This is a genomic window from Erythrobacter sp. QSSC1-22B, from assembly GCF_001678665.1.
Classification (GTDB): Bacteria; Pseudomonadota; Alphaproteobacteria; order Sphingomonadales; family Sphingomonadaceae; genus Qipengyuania.
In genome coordinates this window covers 182212-198466 of record NZ_LZRP01000006.1, presented here as the reverse complement: position 1 = coordinate 198466, position 16255 = coordinate 182212, and the positions used below count along the sequence as shown (strand labels likewise).

Genomic DNA, 16255 nt, shown 5'->3' with positions numbered 1-16255 from the left:
ACGACGGGCGCCTTGGCACCCGGACAGGGCACGCGCGGCGGCGTCCTGGCCCAATATTTCCCGATCCTCGAATGGGGCCGGGGCTACAATTCCTCGATACTGACCAGTGATCTCGTCGCCGCGGTGATCGTCACGATCATGCTGATCCCGCAAAGTCTTGCCTATGCCTTGCTGGCTGGCTTGCCGCCGGTAGTCGGGCTCTACGCGTCGATCCTGCCGCTGATCGCCTATGCCATCTTCGGCACCAGCCGGACGCTGGCGGTCGGGCCGGTCGCGGTCCTTTCGCTGATGACAGCCAGCGCGGCGGGTGCAGTGGCCGCGCAGGGTACGGAACTGTATCTGGAAGCGGCCATGACGCTGGCGGCGCTGTCCGGCGTCATGCTCGCGATTCTCGGCCTGTTGCGCCTCGGCTTCCTCGCCAATCTGCTCTCGCACCCGGTCATCAGCGGCTTCATCACCGCAAGCGGACTGTTAATCGCGACCAGCCAGATCAAGCATATTCTCGGCACTTCCGCGGGCGGGGACAACTGGCCCGATATGCTCGGCTCGCTTGCGGCTTCGATCGGGGGGATCAATCTCTGGACCCTGGCCGTCGGCATCCCGGCAACAGCGTTTCTGTTCTGGGTGCGCAAGGGCCTCAAGCCGTTGCTTGTACGCATTGGCCTCCCCCCTCGCCTAGCCGACATCGGTGCCAAGGGCGGCCCCGTGATTGCCGTGGCCGCCACCATCCTGGCGGCCATCATCTTCGATCTCGGAGCGAGAGGCGTGAATCTCGTCGGGGCGATACCGCAGGGGCTCCCGCCCTTCGCGCTGCCCTCGACCGACCTGGCGTTGATCGAGCAGCTTTGGGTACCGGCCCTGCTCATTTCGATCATCGGCTTCGTCGAGAGCGTTTCCGTCGCGCAGACCCTCGCCGCCAAGCGCCGCCAACGCATCGCCCCGGACCAGGAACTGATCGGACTTGGCGCGTCCAATATCGCCAGCGCTTTCTCGGGCGGCTACCCGGTCACCGGTGGCTTTGCGCGATCGGCTGTCAATTTCGATGCCGGCGCGCAAACCCCTGCGGCGGGGGCCTACACCGCAATGGGCATTGCGCTCGCGACCCTGTTCCTGACGCCACTGCTGTTTTCTTTGCCCATCGCCACGCTCGCAGCGACGATTATCGTTGCCGTGCTGAGCCTGGTCGATCTCAAGACACCCCGACTGCTGTGGCGCTATTCCAAGGCGGATTTCGCGGCGCATATGGCAACCATCGTCGTGACGCTTCTCGTCGGCGTCGAGATGGGCGTCATCGCGGGGGTCGCAGTCGGCCTGCTGCTCTATCTGTGGCGCGCCAGCCGCCCGCACGCGGCGATCGTAGGGCGGGTCCCGGAGACCGAGCACTTCCGCAATGTCGAGCGGCACAAGGTCTTCACCGTTCCCCATGTGCTGTCGATCCGCATCGACGAAAGCCTGACCTATCTCAACGCGCGCTGGCTGGAGGAATACGTCCTCGAGCGTGTGGCAGAGCAGCCCGAGGTCCGGCATGTGATTCTGATGTGCAGCGCCGTGAACGAAATCGACGCATCGGGCCTCGAGAGCATCGAGGCGATCAATCACCGGCTGGGCGATGCGGGGATCGGCCTGCACCTGTCGGAGGTCAAGGGGCCGGTTATGGATCGCCTGTTGCGCACGCCCTTCGTCGAAGAACTCAACGGCCGGGTGTTCCTTTCGCAGAACCGGGCGTTTCACGAGCTGTCGATGAATGGCGGATCCGAAGCGGTGCCGCCTGCCGACATGCCCAGAGGCATGATCTGATGCCCACTGTTCTCAGCCACCCTGTGATGGAAGCGGTTTACGCGGGCGATGCAAGGCGGATTGCAGGTCTGCGGACAACCAAGGTGAATTGACCGATAAGGGGGACGTGGGAACGCCGCGCCCCCTCATCCACTTCAATCACGACAGGAAAACTCCAGTTCGAAGGGAATGCCGCCATGTTGCTTGAGAAAATCAAGACCCCGGGACTGTCCCATCTGTCCTACCTGATCGGTTCGGGAGGACAGGCGGCGGTCATCGATCCCCGGCGCGATTGCGAGATCTATGTCGAGAAGGCGAGAGCCGAAGGCCTTGCGATCACCCACATCTTCGAAACTCACCGCAACGAGGATCTGGTCTCGGGCGCGCCCGTGCTGGCGGGCTGGACCGGTGCGAAGGTTCTTCATGGTCCCAATCCGGGGGGCGAGGTGGTTTACGCCGAGACCGCCCGCGAAGGCGATCGGTTCGAAATCGGCCAGCTCGTGATCGAGGCGATGGAAACGCCGGGTCATACCGACGACAACTTGGCCTACGTGCTCCATGATCGCGAATATCCGAAGGGTCCGGTGGGCGTCTTTACCGGCGACGCCCTGTTCGTCGGCGATGTCGGCCGCACCGATTTCTACCCCGACCGCAAGCGTGAGGTAGCCGGCCTGTTGTGGGATTCGCTGCACAAGATCCTGGCCCTTGGCGACCAAACCATCATCTATCCCGCGCATGGCGCAGGGTCGGTCTGTGGCTCCGGCATGGCCGAACGCGAATTCTCGACCGTGGGTCACGAGCGCACCAACAATCCGCGTCTCCAGTTCGCAAGCCGGGACGCTTTCATCGACTTCAAGGTGGCAGAAAATCACTATCAGCCGCCGTATTTCCGATTGATGGAACGCCTCAATCTCGAAGGCGGCACACCGGCGCCCCGCATCGCAAGACCGAGCAATCTGAGCCTGGCGCAATTGCGCGAAAGCAACGCAACCCACCTTGTCGATATCCGCGAACCCATGGCCTATGCCTCGGGACGGTGCTGTCAATCTAATCGCAACTTGTCTCCGATCGGCGCGGCTATCCCCTTCCCCGGCCTGGTTCAGACCATAAGGTTCTGCCACTCGGTCAGGGCGGCCGAGCGACGGGTCTTGTAAGTTTTTCGGTCGATCAGGTGACGTTCGGAGTTGAAGTGATTGTGGACGTTGGCATGAACGGAGGCGAACTTTTGTAGCGCGCTCATCTGTCGAAAGCGCAGCATCGCCCGCTCTCGTCGTCGGAACGGCAGGTGTGAGTTCTCAACCCGATTGTTGGCCCAACGGCCAATCTCCTGCTTCTGCTCGCAGCCGAGCTTGCTCATCGCTGCCTTGTAGGATCGCAGACCATCGGTGGTGATCATGGAGGGCGAACCGTGGCGCCTGAGCGTCTTCTTCATGAATCTGAGCGCTGCGGCCTTGTCCCGGGTCTTCGTGACGTAGCTCTCAAGCACCTCGCACTCCTGATCCACCGCTCGCCAGAGGTAATGCATCTTTCCGTTGATCTTCACGTAGACCTCGTCGAGATGCTAACGCCATTGGCGGAATCCTCGCATGCGGCTTACCCGCTGTCGGCGGATGTCAGCAGCAAACAGCGGGCCGAACCTGTTCCACCAGTGCCGTACCGTCTCGTGGCAGATGTCGATGCCGCGCTCCGCCAGCAGGTCTTCCACATTGCGCAGCGACAGCGGGAAGCGGACGTACATCATCACTACCAGCCGGATCACCTCCGGCGACGAATTGAAGTAGCGAAACGGGCGGGCTGGCTTTTTTGGGCAGGGCATCGGACCGTCCTGACCCGCCACTCCTTACCACCCGGTGCATTTGCTCTGACAGAGCCGTGCCGAACGCTACTTGTTGGCAAAATTGCCACTGCGCCCCGCATCGCCATTCCCTTGCGGCATTTCCCGAAACGGAATTTCAACGATTGGTAGCGTGGGCGTCACAAAGCAGGGTTAGCGCTGCGTTAGGTGCATTCTGCACCGGCTAATTAGGGTCTCAACATGATTTCAACACGAAAAATTCTCGTGGCGCTCACTGCTGCCGTTTTGACTACTCCTGCAAGCGCCGCCACCGTCATCGACTTCGATGAATTGAAGCCAGACAGGGGCAGAACTTATGTTTATGGTTCATACGAGAGCAATGGGTATCGCCTATCGTCAAGTGTTTGCCCTGTAAGCAACTTCAACGGTCAGCCTTCGTGCTTCGTTACTTCTGCAAATACCATTAACAATATTGACCGCGTTGGCGCAGCGCTAGTCAACTTCGCAGGAAGTGCCGTCGTCTCACTGGAGAGAATCGATGGTAGCGTTTTCACGCTAGAGTCGCTGGTCCTTGCGTCAAATACTAACAATTCAAGTGGATTCGGCGTTGCAACACAAGATGCGGTTTTCAATTTCAACCTCGGCGATGGATCGACTGTAACGAGAACCGAAACGATCTCTTCTACGGGTGTGGCTAATCGCAACTTGCTGAGTTTCAACGTGGGCGCAATTTCGAGCTTCAGTTTCAGGCCGAGCGTAGGCACCGGCGGCTTCCTCCAGTTTGACGACATTACCGTGTCCCAAGACGTTGCAGGCGCTGTGCCTGAACCGTCTACATGGGCAATGATGCTACTTGGTTTTGGCTTTGTTGGTGGTGCAATGCGGTCAGCAAAGCGACGGCATAAGCTTACCGTTTCTTACGCATGATTTATTGGAAATCGTCGCTGGCCGAAAGGCTGGCGGCGCTTTCCCTCGAGCAGAGGTGCCGATCTTCACCAGAGTCTGGCGTTCTGGTGCTGATCCCACTGCCTCCATGTCCCGACCACAAATAAAACCCCGGCATTGACGAAAGGCTGGAATTGGGTCGTTATGCGACAGGCAGCTCTTGGAGAAAATCAGGCGATAGCAGCCTGACCGGTTTCGGGGTCGTGACGAGCCACCAGGAACGGCGCTAAATGGGGTGGTTAGTTGCCCTTCCTGCAAAACAGCAAAGCGCCACCAGCCTTTCGACCAGCGGCGCTCGCAACACGCTTGGAGTTCCAATCAAGCGTAAGAAACGGTAACCTTCTGTCGACGCTTAGCTGAGCGCATACCTCCGCCGACGAATCCGAAGCCGAGGAGCATCATTGCCCATGTTGAAGGTTCGGGAACAGCGCCTGGAACGATTACCCTGCGAGCCGCAGCTTGCCAATCATCCGTCGGTGCGTAGCCATTTCCGCCGACAAAGTCGACTTCAGCCCTTGCCGCGCCCATAGAGTTTACGATTCCAAAAAAGCCGAATGAAGGAGCGGAAGTCACCTGTTCTATAATCCCACCCGAGGAATCATAGAATGTGAGGCGCAATTGGTCGTCGCCGCCTACATTCCACATACCCAATCCAAAAATCGAATCGCCCAGATTAAGTGGCACTACGTTGATTGGGCCCCGCGCGGGTAGACTGAAATCGCGGTCGTTGAGAAGGTTGTTGGGGCCAGACTTCACCACTCCACCAGTGTTGGCGTAAGCCTGAACTGTCGGTTGAGTTCCGTCGTTCAGCGGTAGGAAGCGGATGCCAAGTGCCGGTAGAGTGTTCACGTCGGAGCCCGCCGGCAAAGCATCAAAGATCTCTAAGCCATAGACATCGAAAACGGCAGCACGCCAGGCAGCTTCATCGACAAATGCAGCTGCCGAAGCAGGGGTCGGCACAATGGACAGGCTTGCGGCAATAAATATCGGAATGCGCATTTTTATTTTCCTTTGTTGATGCTCTTGGTCTCCAGTTCGAGGCTCATAAATAACTGAAATTGCGAGCCAATGACCGATCAACCAAAGCGCAAAAGAATGGGCGCGACCCGGCGATTATATTTTGCCGAAGTTTTGAATATCATAATTAATAAAAAACAACGATAGGATTTTTATTCGTGTCGAATGATATTAGAATCGGGACGGAATGCTCCATCTAAGTTTGGGTTTCGAACCAAGTAAAATGTAGGTTAGGGAGTGCTCCGCAGCGACAACCCACTGCATTAATCGGCGATGTCCGCTTGTGGGTCGTTACGCGACAGGCAGCTTTTGGTGAAAATCAGGCGATAAGTGCCCGTCCGATTTCAGGGTTGTGGCATAGCACCGTGAACGGCGTGAATTGGGGTGATTAGGTGCCATGCCGTCCGCAAAGCAAAACGCCGCCAGTCTTTTGACCAGCGGCGCTGCTCACTACGCGCGGATCGCTGTCAGGCGTAGAAAACGGTTACCTTCTGCCTCCGCTTGGCAGAACGCATTGCGCTGCCGATAAAGCCGAAGCCAAGCAGCATCATCGCCCAGGTGCCCGGTTCGGGCACTGCAGCGATGGCAGCAAACTGGAATTGCCGGTTCATGTCAGAATAAGCGGCTTGCTGGATTGCGGCCGTCGGATGCGTGTTGTCGAAGTAAAAGTAGCCGGTGCAATCGGGTAAAGCAGATGCTGCTTGGCAAGCCGTGGTAAAGTTCAAGTCTACTGGAAGTCCGAATACGGTTGGATCTGTGTTAACACGCTGAAAGAAGTCGAGATAGTCGAAGCGAAGTAGGTTGACGTCAGGACTTAAGTTAATTCTGTCAAGTTCGGTGGTCAGAAAACCTTCCGCTTGAAGTGAACTGGTCAGCCCAGGGCCGGCGACCGGGAAACCGGTGATGAAGATGTTGTTGGCTCCCCGGTCTGCGAGGAACTGCACGCCGCCCGCGTAAAGGGCTGCCGCCTCGCGAAGAAAGGCTTCGTCAGATGCATAGCCTGTCGGAGCGCCGGCCCCTAGCGTGGCGAAGATGTCATTGCCGCCGAAATTGAGGATGTAGAGGCCGGTGGAATCGATAGGTTGGCCAGAGCGAGAGAACAAACCGAACTGTTCTGCCAAATCTGGAACGCCCGAGGTTGTTGTTGCCCGTGCGCCCCCGAAAGCAAAATTGGTCCCGCCGTCGAGAGAGGCGACGGTCGGTCTACCAAACAAATCAAGGCTCAGAAGGTCAGGATAGTTGTAGCCATTAGTGAACCTGCCCTCGAAGTAGCCCAAGCTCGGCGACGGCACTGTTCCACCAGTCGACGCGAATATATTGCCAGCATCAACGAGGCTGTCTCCGAACACAATAATCGAACTGATCTCGGTCGCTGCGTAGGCAGGACTGGCCATCAACGTCATCGTCAAGGTGGCCGCGAATGCACTTAGTTTCAATTTGGCTCTCATCTTCGCTCTCCTTCTCTTCGAAAGGAAAACCACACAGACTCGCAGCAGTCGAGTCAAAATTTAGAATCGCTTAACCTTTTTTCTCGTCTGCGATCTGCACACGATTTTATCTTAGAGTCGGCTTCAGAACTCATGCTGAGCGACCGATACGGCGGACGAGCAGCGTGATGGAAGCGGCGTAAAGGAAGGCTTTGGCCGATGCGACCGAGGCTTCGAAGTCTTTAGCGAGGCGCCGGTTTCGGTTGATACAGGCGAAGAGGCGTTCGACGACCCAGCGCCTCGGCTGATAAGACCGAAGCGCTTTGATTTAGGAAGATGCCACTATTCCGCTGGATCGGGAAGTTTGATTTGCAAATTGTTAGAAACGACAAAATTTCTAGCCAAGACCGTGATTGGGTCGCTAGCTGAAACGCCGCTTTTTCGCGACACGATTGATACCGGACCTCCGCACTTCCGTTCCAAACTCGACTCGCGAACGGATTTGTCGACTCGCAACCGCCCAACCGCGGCTGCAGTGCGAGATGTTTTCGCTGCGGCGCCCCAGCCCTCCTACGAAATCAGCCGCTGCTCGCGCAGCTGTTCGAACAGCGTGAAAAACGCATCGTCGGTCGGCTGGTACCCGGTGAAGCCGAGCCGCCGGCTCTTCGACATGTCGGTCACCACCTCGATCGGACGACCGAGATCGGCGTCGGTGTGCCAGGGCGATGCGAGCCGGGCGAGGTCTGGCTCGGCAAGTCCCTCGCGCTCGGCGATGGCGCGCCACACGCCCGCGTCATCCGCCATCTGTTGTTCGAGCGGGCGCTCGGTGCCATCGAAGGGCGCCGCCTCGATGCCGAACCACTCGGCGATCGCCAGCGGAAGACATCGCCATTGACGATGTTGAACGCCTGATCATGCGCCGCCTCGGTCTCGGTGGCCCACAGCAGGTGGCGGGCCAGTTGCCCGGCGTCGGTCATGTCGGTTAGCCCGCTCCACTGCGCGGAGGAGCCGGGGAAGGTGAAGGGCCGCCCTGTCTCGCGGCACAGCGTGGCGTAGACCGCGAGCGTGGTCCCCATGTTCATGGCATTGCCGACCGCCTTGCCGATAACCGTGTGCGGGCGGTGGACGCTCCAGGTGAAGCCATCGCGTTCGGCGGCGGCAAAGACCTCGTCTTCCTGCGCGTAATAGAAGTTTTCGACGTCGAGCCGACCCTGTTCCTCGCGGAACGGAGTCTGCGGCAGCGAGCCCTTGCCGTAAGCCTCGAACGGACCGAGATAATGCTTGAGCCCGGTAACCAGAGCGACGTGCTGCGGCGCCCGGGGGACACCCTTGAGCAGGTTGCGGACCATCGCCGCGTTGACGCGGATATTCTCGGCCTCGGTCTCTTGCCGGAGCCAGGTGGTGATGAAGATCGCATCGGGGTTGATGTCCGCGAGCGCTTCGACTGTCGCGCTGGCGTCCAGCAGGTCGGCAGCGACCGACTGGACCCCGTCCTGCTGGGTCCCGCTGCGCGCGAGCCCGTAGACCGTCCATCCCTGCTCGACCAGCAGCGCCGCCGTCGCGCTGCCGCCGATGCCGGTCACTCCGGCCACCAATGCTGTCTTGCTCAAATTGAAATTCTTTTCGGCGGGGTTGTTCGTGCCCGCGACGGAGCATACTCGACCGACCGGCATTGCACCCGTCGGGCGCCTGCTGCACTGGTCGGATCGTGTCGATCATGGTCGCGGCAAACGGCTGCCGCGCATTGTCCAAAGTTCCGCCAGCGGGGTTCCGATCCCGCGCTGCAGCGGGGCAAGAGCGCGGTTCGGCATCGAAACCGTCGACAGACCGGCGTCCATCGGGCTAGGCCTCGCGCCATGCCTTCCAGCCCCCCGCCCCCGCACTCCGCGACGCAAACCCGCCGGATCCTCGTCCTCAACGGACCCAATCTCAACCTGCTTGGGACACGCGAACCCGCAATCTACGGCAGCGCCACGCTGGCGGATATCGCAGCGCTGCTCGAAGCGCGTGGCGAGGAGCTCGGGCTCGAGGTCGAATGCCGCCAGTCCAACCACGAGGGCGTGCTGCTCGACTGGCTGCAGCAGGCCGAGAGTGAAGGATTTGCCTCGGTGCTGCTCAACGCAGGGGCCTATACCCACACCTCGATCGCACTGCTCGATGCGATCCGCGCGATCGCGCTACCGGTGATCGAAGTGCATCTCTCGGACCCGTCGCAACGCGAGGAATTCCGCCACCTGTCCTATGTCGGCATGGCGGCGGTGGACACCGTGCAGGGCCTTGGCGCGCAATCCTATGTCGTGGCGCTGGAACGTGCCGCGGCGCTGTAAAACGGGGCCGCACGGGGGGTGCATGACCTTGTGCCCCCCTTGCAACACGGACGCCTCACGCGCATAGGTCGGGCAAATAACAAACAAGGAATCCCATGGCGGAACGAAAGAGCGGCTCCGGTGAGAAACCCGGTATGAATGTCGATATGGATCTGGTGCGCGAGCTGGCTGAGCTGCTTGCGGAGTCGGGTCTGACCGAGATCGAGGTCGAAGACGACGATCGCAAAATCCGCGTTGCGCGCACGATCAGTGCCGCGCCGGTCGCCGCAGCGGCACCGCAACCCGCCGCGGTTCCCGCCGCCGCCGCGCCCTCGCATGCGCCCGGAGCCGATGCACCCGCGCTCCTCGCCGCGCACGCCGATGCAATGAAATCGCCGATGGTCGGCACCGTTTATATGGCGCCCGAACCCGGCGCCGCCGATTTCATCAAGGTCGGCGATACCGTGGAAGCGGGCGATACGCTGTTGATCATCGAAGCGATGAAAGTGATGAATCCGATCGCCGCCGATGCCTCGGGCACGGTCAAGGCCATCCTCGTCGAGAACTCCCAGCCGGTCGAATTCGATCAGCCGCTGGTCGTCATCGGCTGAGCGCGCCCATGGAAATCACCAGAATCCTGATCGCCAATCGCGGCGAAATCGCCCTGCGAATCCACCGCGCGGCGCATGAAATGGGCATCGAGACGGTGGCGGTGCACTCCACCGCCGACGCCGATGCCATGCATGTCCGGCTTGCCGATCACGCGGTCTGCATCGGCCCCGCTCCGGCGAGTGAGAGCTATCTCAACATCGCCAATATCATCTCCGCAGCCGAGATATCACACGCCGATGCGATCCATCCCGGCTATGGCTTCCTCTCGGAAAATGCCAAGTTCGCCGAGATCGTCGAGGCGCACGACATCGCCTGGATCGGGCCCAAGCCCGAACATATCCGCACCATGGGCGACAAGGTCGAGGCCAAACGCACCGCGGGCGCGCTCGGCCTGCCGCTGGTACCGGGTTCGGCGGGCGCGGTCAGCGATTTCGACGAGGCGCGGGAGATCGCGCAGGAGATCGGCTACCCGGTCATCATCAAGGCCGCCTCGGGCGGCGGTGGGCGCGGGATGAAGGTCTGCGAGAGCGAGGACACGCTCGAGACGCTGATGCGGCAGGCGGGCAACGAGGCCAAGTCGGCCTTTGGCGACGCCACCGTCTATATCGAGAAATATCTCGGCAATCCGCGCCACATCGAGTTCCAGATCCTGGGCGACGGCAAGGGTGCGGCAATCCATCTGGGCGAGCGCGACTGCTCGCTCCAGCGCCGCCACCAGAAGGTGCTCGAGGAAGCCCCCTCCCCCGTACTGGGCGAGGAAGACCGCAATCGGATGGGCAATATCTGCTCCAAGGCGATGGCCGATATGGGCTATCGCGGCGCGGGGACGATCGAATTCCTGTGGGAAGATGGCGAGTTCTACTTCATCGAGATGAACACCCGGCTGCAGGTCGAACACCCGGTCACAGAGATGATCACCGGGATCGATCTGGTGCGCGAACAGATCCGCATCGCCGAGGGCAAGCCACTGTCGGTTACGCAGGACGAGGTCGAGTTCAAGGGCCATGCGATCGAGTGCCGGATCAACGCAGAGGACCCCTTCACCTTCGCTCCCAGCCCGGGCGATGTGACCTATTACCACGCCGCGGGCTGCATGCATGTCCGGGTCGATAGCGGGCTCTATGCCGGCTACCGGGTCCCGCCCTATTACGACAGCATGATCGCCAAGCTGATCGTCTATGGCCGCAGCCGCGAGAAATGCATCATGCGGCTGCGCCGTGCGCTCGACGAAATGGTGATCGAAGGGGTCAAGACCAGCATCCCGCTGCATCAGGCGCTGCTTGCTCAGGACGATGTCCTGAGCGGCGAGTATTCGATCAAATGGCTCGAGGACTGGCTGAAAGAGCGCGAGGTCTGACGCGGCTTCGCTCGCTCAGTCGAAGGTAAACCCTGCCGCCTCGGCCTCGGCAATCGCCTGAGCACCGGTCAACTTGGGATGGCCACCGGAAACCTCGCACCATGCCGCGCGCTCATCGACGAAAATCTCGCGCTCGATCGGGAAATTCACGGCATCGGGAAACAGTCCGGCGAGGAAGCTGCGGTTCCCGGTGGGCAGAAAGCGATACCACAGATTGCTGCCGCAGACCTTGCAGAAGGCGCGTTCCGCCCATTCGCTTGAACGGAACTGCGTGATCGAGCCCTCGCCGGTAATGGTGAAATCGGTGCCGCTCAGCGCCGCGTAGAAGGCACCGCCCCAGCGTCGGCACATATCGCAGTGGCAAAGTTCGACCTGACGCTTGGGATTGTCGAGAGCGATGGTGACGCCGCCACACAGGCAGCGTCCCGCTATGCTGTCCCCGGCGCCTGCCATGGGACTACCCCAGCGGGACACCGGGCTGGTTCTTGCTGGTGCGGATCGTCAGCGACGTCTTGACGCTGGCGACATTGGGCGCCGGCGTCAGCTTGCTGGTCAGGAATTCCTGAAACCGCTGCAGATCCTCGCTCACGATCTTGAGGATGAAATCGATCTCGCCATTGAGCATGTGCACTTCGCGCACCTCGGGCAGATCGGCCATCGCCGCCTCGAATTCCCGCAGGTCCCCCTCGGCCTGGCTGCGCAGGCTGACCATGGCGAAGACCGTGATCGAGTAGCCCAGCTTCGCAGAATCGAGATCGGCGTGATAGCCGCGAATCACGCCCAGTTCCTCGAGCGCGCGGACCCGCCTCAGGCAGGGCGGCGCGGTGAGGCCGACGCGATGGGCAAGCTCGACATTGGTCATTCGCCCGTCGTCCTGCAATTCCGCCAGCAGGCGACGATCGATAGTGTCGAGGTTTGCCATTGTACGAGCCCCCAATACGGCTGGCGCGACAGGTTTCGCTGCAAGTGCGAAAGCTTGTGCCGCGACGCTGCGCGTTATGCTAATAATGTTGTTCTTGCCAGCAATTGTCCCGCTTTGCAACGCGGGTGCAACTTTGTGTTCAGCCTGTTCGTTACACAGATATGAAGGCATAGGTGAGAGGGCGTCCGGGTCACCGACAAGCCTGTCGAACCCGAGCGTCAGGTAAGGCGTCGATCCCAACGCACACCCCGGAGAACCATGCATTTCGACGACCGCCTTGCAACCGTGCTGCGCCATCGGGCGACCGGAGAACGGGCAGCGCGGACGCAGTATCGCCAGCTCCTGGACCTGCTCGGCGATCCTTCGGGCGGGCGCGATTCGAGCCTCGAAGCAGCGGCCTATTTGCGGCTCGACGCCCTGGCGGCGCTGGTCCCCTTTCGTGAGCGTGCGCGGATCGTCCAGAGCGACGGAGTGCGGATCCGGAATGTGGGGCTGGTCGAATGGCTGGCGGAGGCCGAGCCCGATGTGGCCGCGGCCGCTCTGGCGCAGGCGCGGCTCGGCGAGGAGGAATGGGCACAGGTCATTCCGCAACTGCCGATCCGTGCGCGCGGCTTCCTGCGCAATCGCCGCAACCTGCCACCGCTGGCGGTCGCCATCCTCGATCGCCTGGGGGTCAGCGATCGCGGCCTCCCGCTGCCCGAGCGGTCGGCATCGCCCGAGCCTGTCGCACCACCGCTCACGCAAGCCGCACCCGCCAGCGCCACGAGCGCGGCGGGCGCCCGCTCCGATGACAACAGTGGAATCGCAGCGCTGGTCCGGCGCATCGAGGCTTTCAACAGGGCGAGAGAGACCAGCAACAAGGCGGGAGAGACCGGTGCAACCGCCGTCGCACGCGAATCCGCACCGCAATTGCCGCTCGACCGTGAGCCACGCGACGGGTCCCGCCGCCACAGCGAGATGTTCGCTTTCGCCACCGACGTCGATGGCAAGATCGAATGGGCCGACCCGCCGATCGCCCCGATGGTGGTCGGCACCGATCTCGTTCGCGGGCAGGATCGCTCCGCGGTCGGGCCTCAGGGTGTCTTCGCCAATGCATTCATCAACCGCCAGCCGCTGCGCGAAGCACCGGTCGAGCTCGCCGGTGCCGCGCGGATCGCGGGCGCCTGGCTGATCGATGCCACCCCGCGCTTCACCCGCACCGACGGACGATTTACGGGCTATGTCGGTCGCTTCCGCCGCCCCGCCGATACCAGCGCGCGCGACCAGGCGGAGAGCGAAGCCGACCGGATCCGCCAGCTGCTCCACGAATTGCGCACCCCCGTGAATGCGATCCAGGGCTTTGCCGAGGTCATCCAGCAGCAATTGTTCGGCGCGACCCCGCATGAATACCGTGCGCTGGCAGCGGCGATCGCGGGCGACAGCGCGCGGATGCTGGCGGGGTTCGACGAACTGGACCGGCTGGTCCGGCTCGAGGGCGGCGTGCTCGATCTCGAGCCGGGCAGCAGCGATTTCGCCGCCATCCTGCGCAAACAGATCGAACAATTGCAGACGGTATTGTCCTCGCGCGTCGCGCGTCTCGAATGCGAATGGGCGCTGTCCAGCGCCGTGCTCGCGCTCGAGAAGCAGGAGGCCGAAATGCTCGCCTGGCGGCTGCTCGCGACCATTGCGGCAACCACCGGCGCGGGCGAGCGGATCGCGCTGCAGTTGGGACAGGATGACGGCCAGCTTTCGCTGCGCTGCGCCCTGCCTGCAACGCTTGCCGCAGCGGGCGATCTCTTCGCGACCCAGACGCGGCCCAGCGTCGGCGCGCTCAGCCCCGGTATCTTCGGCGCGGGCTTTTCGCTGCGGCTCGCGCGGGCGGAAGCGCGTGCGGCTGGCGGCGAACTGGCGCGCGAAGGCGATGCACTGGTGCTGACCCTGCCGCTCTTGACCGGTGCCCTGGTGCCTCCTAGCCGAGTGGACGCTCCGGACAGCGCGACGGGATAACATCGCGCCGGGGCATGGGGGGCCTATCGCATTGCCGGATTCACTGCTTTCTCCCCCGCCCACGGGCGCAAAGGCTCGCTTTAACAGCGGATTCGGCCAGCGCTCGCTGCTGACCATCGACACCGAAGAAGAGTTCGACTGGGACGGCGATTTCAAGTCCCATGAATACGGGCTCGAGCAATTTCGCGCGCTCGCCAAGTTCCAGCAATTCGCCGAAGGGATCGGGGTCCCGCCGGTGTATCTCATCGACTGGCCGATCGCCCAGTCTCCGCGCGCGCAGAACATCCTCGGCGATGCCGTGCGCCGCGGAACCGCCGAGGTCGGCATCCAGCTCCACCCCTGGGTCAACCCTCCGCACGAGGAAGAGGTCAATCCCTACAACAGCTTCGCAGGCAATCTTCCCGCCGAGCTCGAACGCGAGAAATTCATGCGGCTGCGCGATGCGATCGAGAAGAATTTCGGCTGCCATCCGCAGATTTACCGCGCCGGGCGCTATGGGCTTGGTCCGCATACCGCGCAGCTGCTCAAGGACGCACGCGTCCCTATCGACAGTTCGGTGCGCGCGCGCTTCGATTACAGCCCGGCGCATGGCGTCGACTATTCGCGCCATCCGATCGAACCCTATTGGGTCGATGCCGAACGCCAGCTGCTCGAGCTGCCGCTGACCACCGTGTTCTGGGGCCTGCTGCGCAAGCAGGGGCAATGGCTTCACCCCCGCGCCTCGGCCTATCCGCTGGTCAACGGCCTGCTCAGCCGGTTGGCGCTGCTGGAAAAAATCGCGCTGACCCCCGAGGGGGTGACCCGCGACGAGGCGCTGCGCGGGATCGACATCGCGCTCGACGATGGGCTGCCGCTGCTGGTGCTCAGTTTCCACAGCCCCTCGCTGATGGTCGGCAAGACCCCCTACGTCCGCAACGAGGACGATCTCGACGCGCTCTACGACTGGCTGCGCGCGATCTACGGCTATCTCGAGATGCGCTCGGTACGCCCGACCACCGTGGCCGAAATCATTGCCAGCGTGGAAGTGTAAGCGCCTTTTGCTTGCCCTGCGGCGCGGCGCGGTCTAACCGCCTGCCCGCTCATCCGGCATGTGCCCATCCGGCATGGTTGGGGCCTGTAGCTCAGCGGTTAGAGCTGGCCGCTCATAACGGCTAGGTCGCGGGTTCGAATCCTGCCGGGCCCACCGGATGGGGGCGGACGGGTGGAGCGAGGCGGAAAGGTCTCAGTCGGGGAGTAGCGCAGCCTGGTAGCGCATCTGCTTTGGGAGCAGAGGGTCGCAGGTTCGAATCCTGTCTCCCCGACCAATCGCCAAAAACGGCAGATTTATGCGGTTTTGAGAATGGCGACCGTAACACCGATCGTAGCACTTTTCGTTACACTGGCGCGAGTCGCGTTCAGGTCCAAGCCAGTGGCGCGGCGCGAGCTGTTGCTTCGGCTGGTGAGGGCATCGGAGGTCCGACAGCTTTCGGGTAGGATTGTCTTCGACGGGAACGTCAAAGATTAGGGTGGAAAGCGAACGCTCGACGAATCACTCTGCGAGTGTCGGACTCGCAAGTCATCTCGAAACCTGTTAGCTTATTGTCCTTCTTTCAAATTGGGGGTCCGCAATAGGATGCGCGGCTGTCCCAGGAGAGCGACATGCACGCTCTGATCATTGACCCACAGGTTTTGATCAGCTTGATGCTTCAACAGGAGCTTCGCGATCTTGGATTCACTTCTTTCGATACCGCTACTACGCAGAGCAGAGCCGTCGAAGCTGCTCGACGAAAAACGCCTGATTTAGTCACCGCCGGTCTTCGCCTGGTTCGCGGCAATGGCGTCGATGCCGTTGCTGCGATCTGCAAAGACCAACCGATCCCAACCTTGTTCGTCGTGAGCAATGCTGAAGAAGCCAAGTCTTTGGTTGGCGACATGCCCATCATCACGAAGCCGGTCTTGAAGAGTGAATTGCACCAAGCCGTTCAAAGAACGATGCAGCGGAGCGACAGGTCTAAATCCTCAACGTCAATCACAGCAGCTAAGGCGTAACGAGCATCTGCTTAGCTTGCCGCAACACAATGCGCGAATTGCCGTCGATCGTTTTGACAGCGACTTCAAGGAAGCTCATTTCCC

General features: G+C 61.5%; 13 protein-coding genes, 2 tRNA genes and 3 pseudogenes. 11 read left to right on the top strand and 7 right to left on the bottom strand.

What is annotated here, in order from left to right:
• Positions 1-12: 12 nt before the first annotated feature.
• Together A9995_RS11535 and A9995_RS11530 are read left to right on the top strand one after the other, a co-directional pair.
• Positions 13-1797: a SulP family inorganic anion transporter gene (locus A9995_RS11535; protein ID WP_233998188.1), complete on the top strand. Its 1785-nt coding sequence runs from the start codon at positions 13-15 to the stop codon at positions 1795-1797.
• 176 nt (positions 1798-1973) lie between these two features.
• Positions 1974-2930, top strand: a complete 957-nt coding sequence (locus A9995_RS11530; RefSeq protein ID WP_082992671.1) for an MBL fold metallo-hydrolase — start codon at positions 1974-1976, stop codon at positions 2928-2930.
• On the opposite strand, the pseudogene A9995_RS11525 reads toward A9995_RS11530, so the two are convergent.
• A pseudogene (locus A9995_RS11525) lies at positions 2876-3592 on the bottom strand (IS6 family transposase). The gene A9995_RS11530 and the pseudogene A9995_RS11525 sit on opposite strands and share 55 nt — an antisense overlap.
• A gap of 219 nt (positions 3593-3811) precedes the next feature.
• Between A9995_RS11525 and A9995_RS16095 the strand changes: the two are divergent.
• Complete coding sequence (locus tag A9995_RS16095) at positions 3812-4498, top strand: PEPxxWA-CTERM sorting domain-containing protein (RefSeq protein ID WP_082992670.1); 687 nt, start codon at positions 3812-3814, stop codon at positions 4496-4498.
• A 336-nt stretch (positions 4499-4834) separates the two neighbouring features.
• On the opposite strand, the gene A9995_RS16090 is transcribed toward A9995_RS16095, so the two are convergent.
• The 4 genes and pseudogenes from A9995_RS16090 to A9995_RS11515 form a co-directional block, all read right to left on the bottom strand.
• Positions 4835-5515, bottom strand: coding sequence for a PEPxxWA-CTERM sorting domain-containing protein (locus A9995_RS16090; RefSeq protein ID WP_082992669.1), 681 nt, complete (start codon positions 5513-5515; stop codon positions 4835-4837).
• 485 nt (positions 5516-6000) lie between these two features.
• On the bottom strand, positions 6001-6981 hold the full coding sequence (locus A9995_RS17395; RefSeq protein WP_067613118.1) for an SGNH/GDSL hydrolase family protein: 981 nt from the start codon (positions 6979-6981) through the stop codon (positions 6001-6003).
• A gap of 130 nt (positions 6982-7111) precedes the next feature.
• A pseudogene (locus A9995_RS16085) lies at positions 7112-7264 on the bottom strand (IS5/IS1182 family transposase); the annotation flags it as partial.
• A 266-nt stretch (positions 7265-7530) separates the two neighbouring features.
• Positions 7531-8570: pseudogene (locus A9995_RS11515) on the bottom strand (SDR family oxidoreductase).
• A 246-nt stretch (positions 8571-8816) separates the two neighbouring features.
• On the opposite strand from A9995_RS11515, the gene aroQ reads away from it, so the two are divergent.
• The 3 genes from aroQ (at position 8817) to accC (ending at position 11235) form a co-directional block, all read left to right on the top strand.
• A complete protein-coding gene (gene aroQ, locus A9995_RS11510; protein ID WP_067613117.1) occupies positions 8817-9287 on the top strand; it encodes a type II 3-dehydroquinate dehydratase in 471 nt (156 codons plus the stop codon).
• Positions 9288-9382: 95 nt separating this feature from the next.
• Entirely contained in the window at positions 9383-9877 is a 495-nt protein-coding gene (gene accB, locus A9995_RS11505; protein WP_067613116.1) for an acetyl-CoA carboxylase biotin carboxyl carrier protein, read from the top strand.
• Positions 9878-9885: 8 nt separating this feature from the next.
• Positions 9886-11235, top strand: a complete 1350-nt coding sequence (gene accC, locus A9995_RS11500) for an acetyl-CoA carboxylase biotin carboxylase subunit (protein ID WP_067613114.1) — start codon at positions 9886-9888, stop codon at positions 11233-11235.
• Positions 11236-11250: 15 nt separating this feature from the next.
• On the opposite strand, the gene A9995_RS11495 is transcribed toward accC, so the two are convergent.
• Together A9995_RS11495 and A9995_RS11490 are read right to left on the bottom strand one after the other, a co-directional pair.
• Positions 11251-11688: a GFA family protein gene (locus A9995_RS11495; RefSeq protein WP_067613113.1), complete on the bottom strand. Its 438-nt coding sequence runs from the start codon at positions 11686-11688 to the stop codon at positions 11251-11253.
• Between the two features lie 4 nt (positions 11689-11692).
• Positions 11693-12157, bottom strand: a complete 465-nt coding sequence (locus A9995_RS11490) for an Lrp/AsnC family transcriptional regulator (RefSeq protein ID WP_067613112.1) — start codon at positions 12155-12157, stop codon at positions 11693-11695.
• A gap of 258 nt (positions 12158-12415) precedes the next feature.
• Here A9995_RS11490 and A9995_RS11485 point away from each other — a divergent pair, with 258 nt between their 5' ends.
• The 5 genes from A9995_RS11485 (at position 12416) to A9995_RS11465 (ending at position 16171) form a co-directional block, all read left to right on the top strand.
• Positions 12416-14143: a histidine kinase dimerization/phospho-acceptor domain-containing protein gene (locus A9995_RS11485; RefSeq protein ID WP_067613110.1), complete on the top strand. Its 1728-nt coding sequence runs from the start codon at positions 12416-12418 to the stop codon at positions 14141-14143.
• Between the two features lie 31 nt (positions 14144-14174).
• Positions 14175-15173 carry a polysaccharide deacetylase family protein gene (locus A9995_RS11480; protein ID WP_067613108.1) on the top strand — a complete coding sequence of 333 codons (999 nt, stop codon included), beginning with the start codon at positions 14175-14177 and terminating at the stop codon, positions 15171-15173.
• Positions 15174-15253: 80 nt separating this feature from the next.
• A tRNA-Ile gene (locus A9995_RS11475) sits at positions 15254-15326 on the top strand.
• A gap of 44 nt (positions 15327-15370) precedes the next feature.
• Positions 15371-15447, top strand: a tRNA-Pro gene (locus tag A9995_RS11470).
• Positions 15448-15781: 334 nt separating this feature from the next.
• On the top strand, positions 15782-16171 hold the full coding sequence (locus A9995_RS11465; RefSeq protein WP_067613107.1) for a response regulator: 390 nt from the start codon (positions 15782-15784) through the stop codon (positions 16169-16171).
• Positions 16172-16255: the final 84 nt, after the last annotated feature.

What these genes read in the sequence shown, in the direction of transcription:
- A9995_RS11530 (WP_082992671.1), top strand. Translation starts at nt 1,974, where the DNA reads ATGTTGCTTGAGAAAATCAAGACCCCGGGACTGTCCCATCTGTCCTAC.
- A9995_RS16095 (WP_082992670.1), top strand. Translation starts at nt 3,812, where the DNA reads ATGATTTCAACACGAAAAATTCTCGTGGCGCTCACTGCTGCCGTTTTG.
- A9995_RS16090 (WP_082992669.1), bottom strand. Translation starts at nt 5,515, where the DNA reads ATGCGCATTCCGATATTTATTGCCGCAAGCCTGTCCATTGTGCCGACC.
- A9995_RS17395 (WP_067613118.1), bottom strand. Translation starts at nt 6,981, where the DNA reads ATGAGAGCCAAATTGAAACTAAGTGCATTCGCGGCCACCTTGACGATG.
- aroQ (WP_067613117.1), top strand. Translation starts at nt 8,817, where the DNA reads ATGCCTTCCAGCCCCCCGCCCCCGCACTCCGCGACGCAAACCCGCCGG.
- accB (WP_067613116.1), top strand. Translation starts at nt 9,383, where the DNA reads ATGGCGGAACGAAAGAGCGGCTCCGGTGAGAAACCCGGTATGAATGTC.
- accC (WP_067613114.1), top strand. Translation starts at nt 9,886, where the DNA reads ATGGAAATCACCAGAATCCTGATCGCCAATCGCGGCGAAATCGCCCTG.
- A9995_RS11495 (WP_067613113.1), bottom strand. Translation starts at nt 11,688, where the DNA reads ATGGCAGGCGCCGGGGACAGCATAGCGGGACGCTGCCTGTGTGGCGGC.
- A9995_RS11490 (WP_067613112.1), bottom strand. Translation starts at nt 12,157, where the DNA reads ATGGCAAACCTCGACACTATCGATCGTCGCCTGCTGGCGGAATTGCAG.
- A9995_RS11485 (WP_067613110.1), top strand. Translation starts at nt 12,416, where the DNA reads ATGCATTTCGACGACCGCCTTGCAACCGTGCTGCGCCATCGGGCGACC.
- A9995_RS11465 (WP_067613107.1), top strand. Translation starts at nt 15,782, where the DNA reads ATGCACGCTCTGATCATTGACCCACAGGTTTTGATCAGCTTGATGCTT.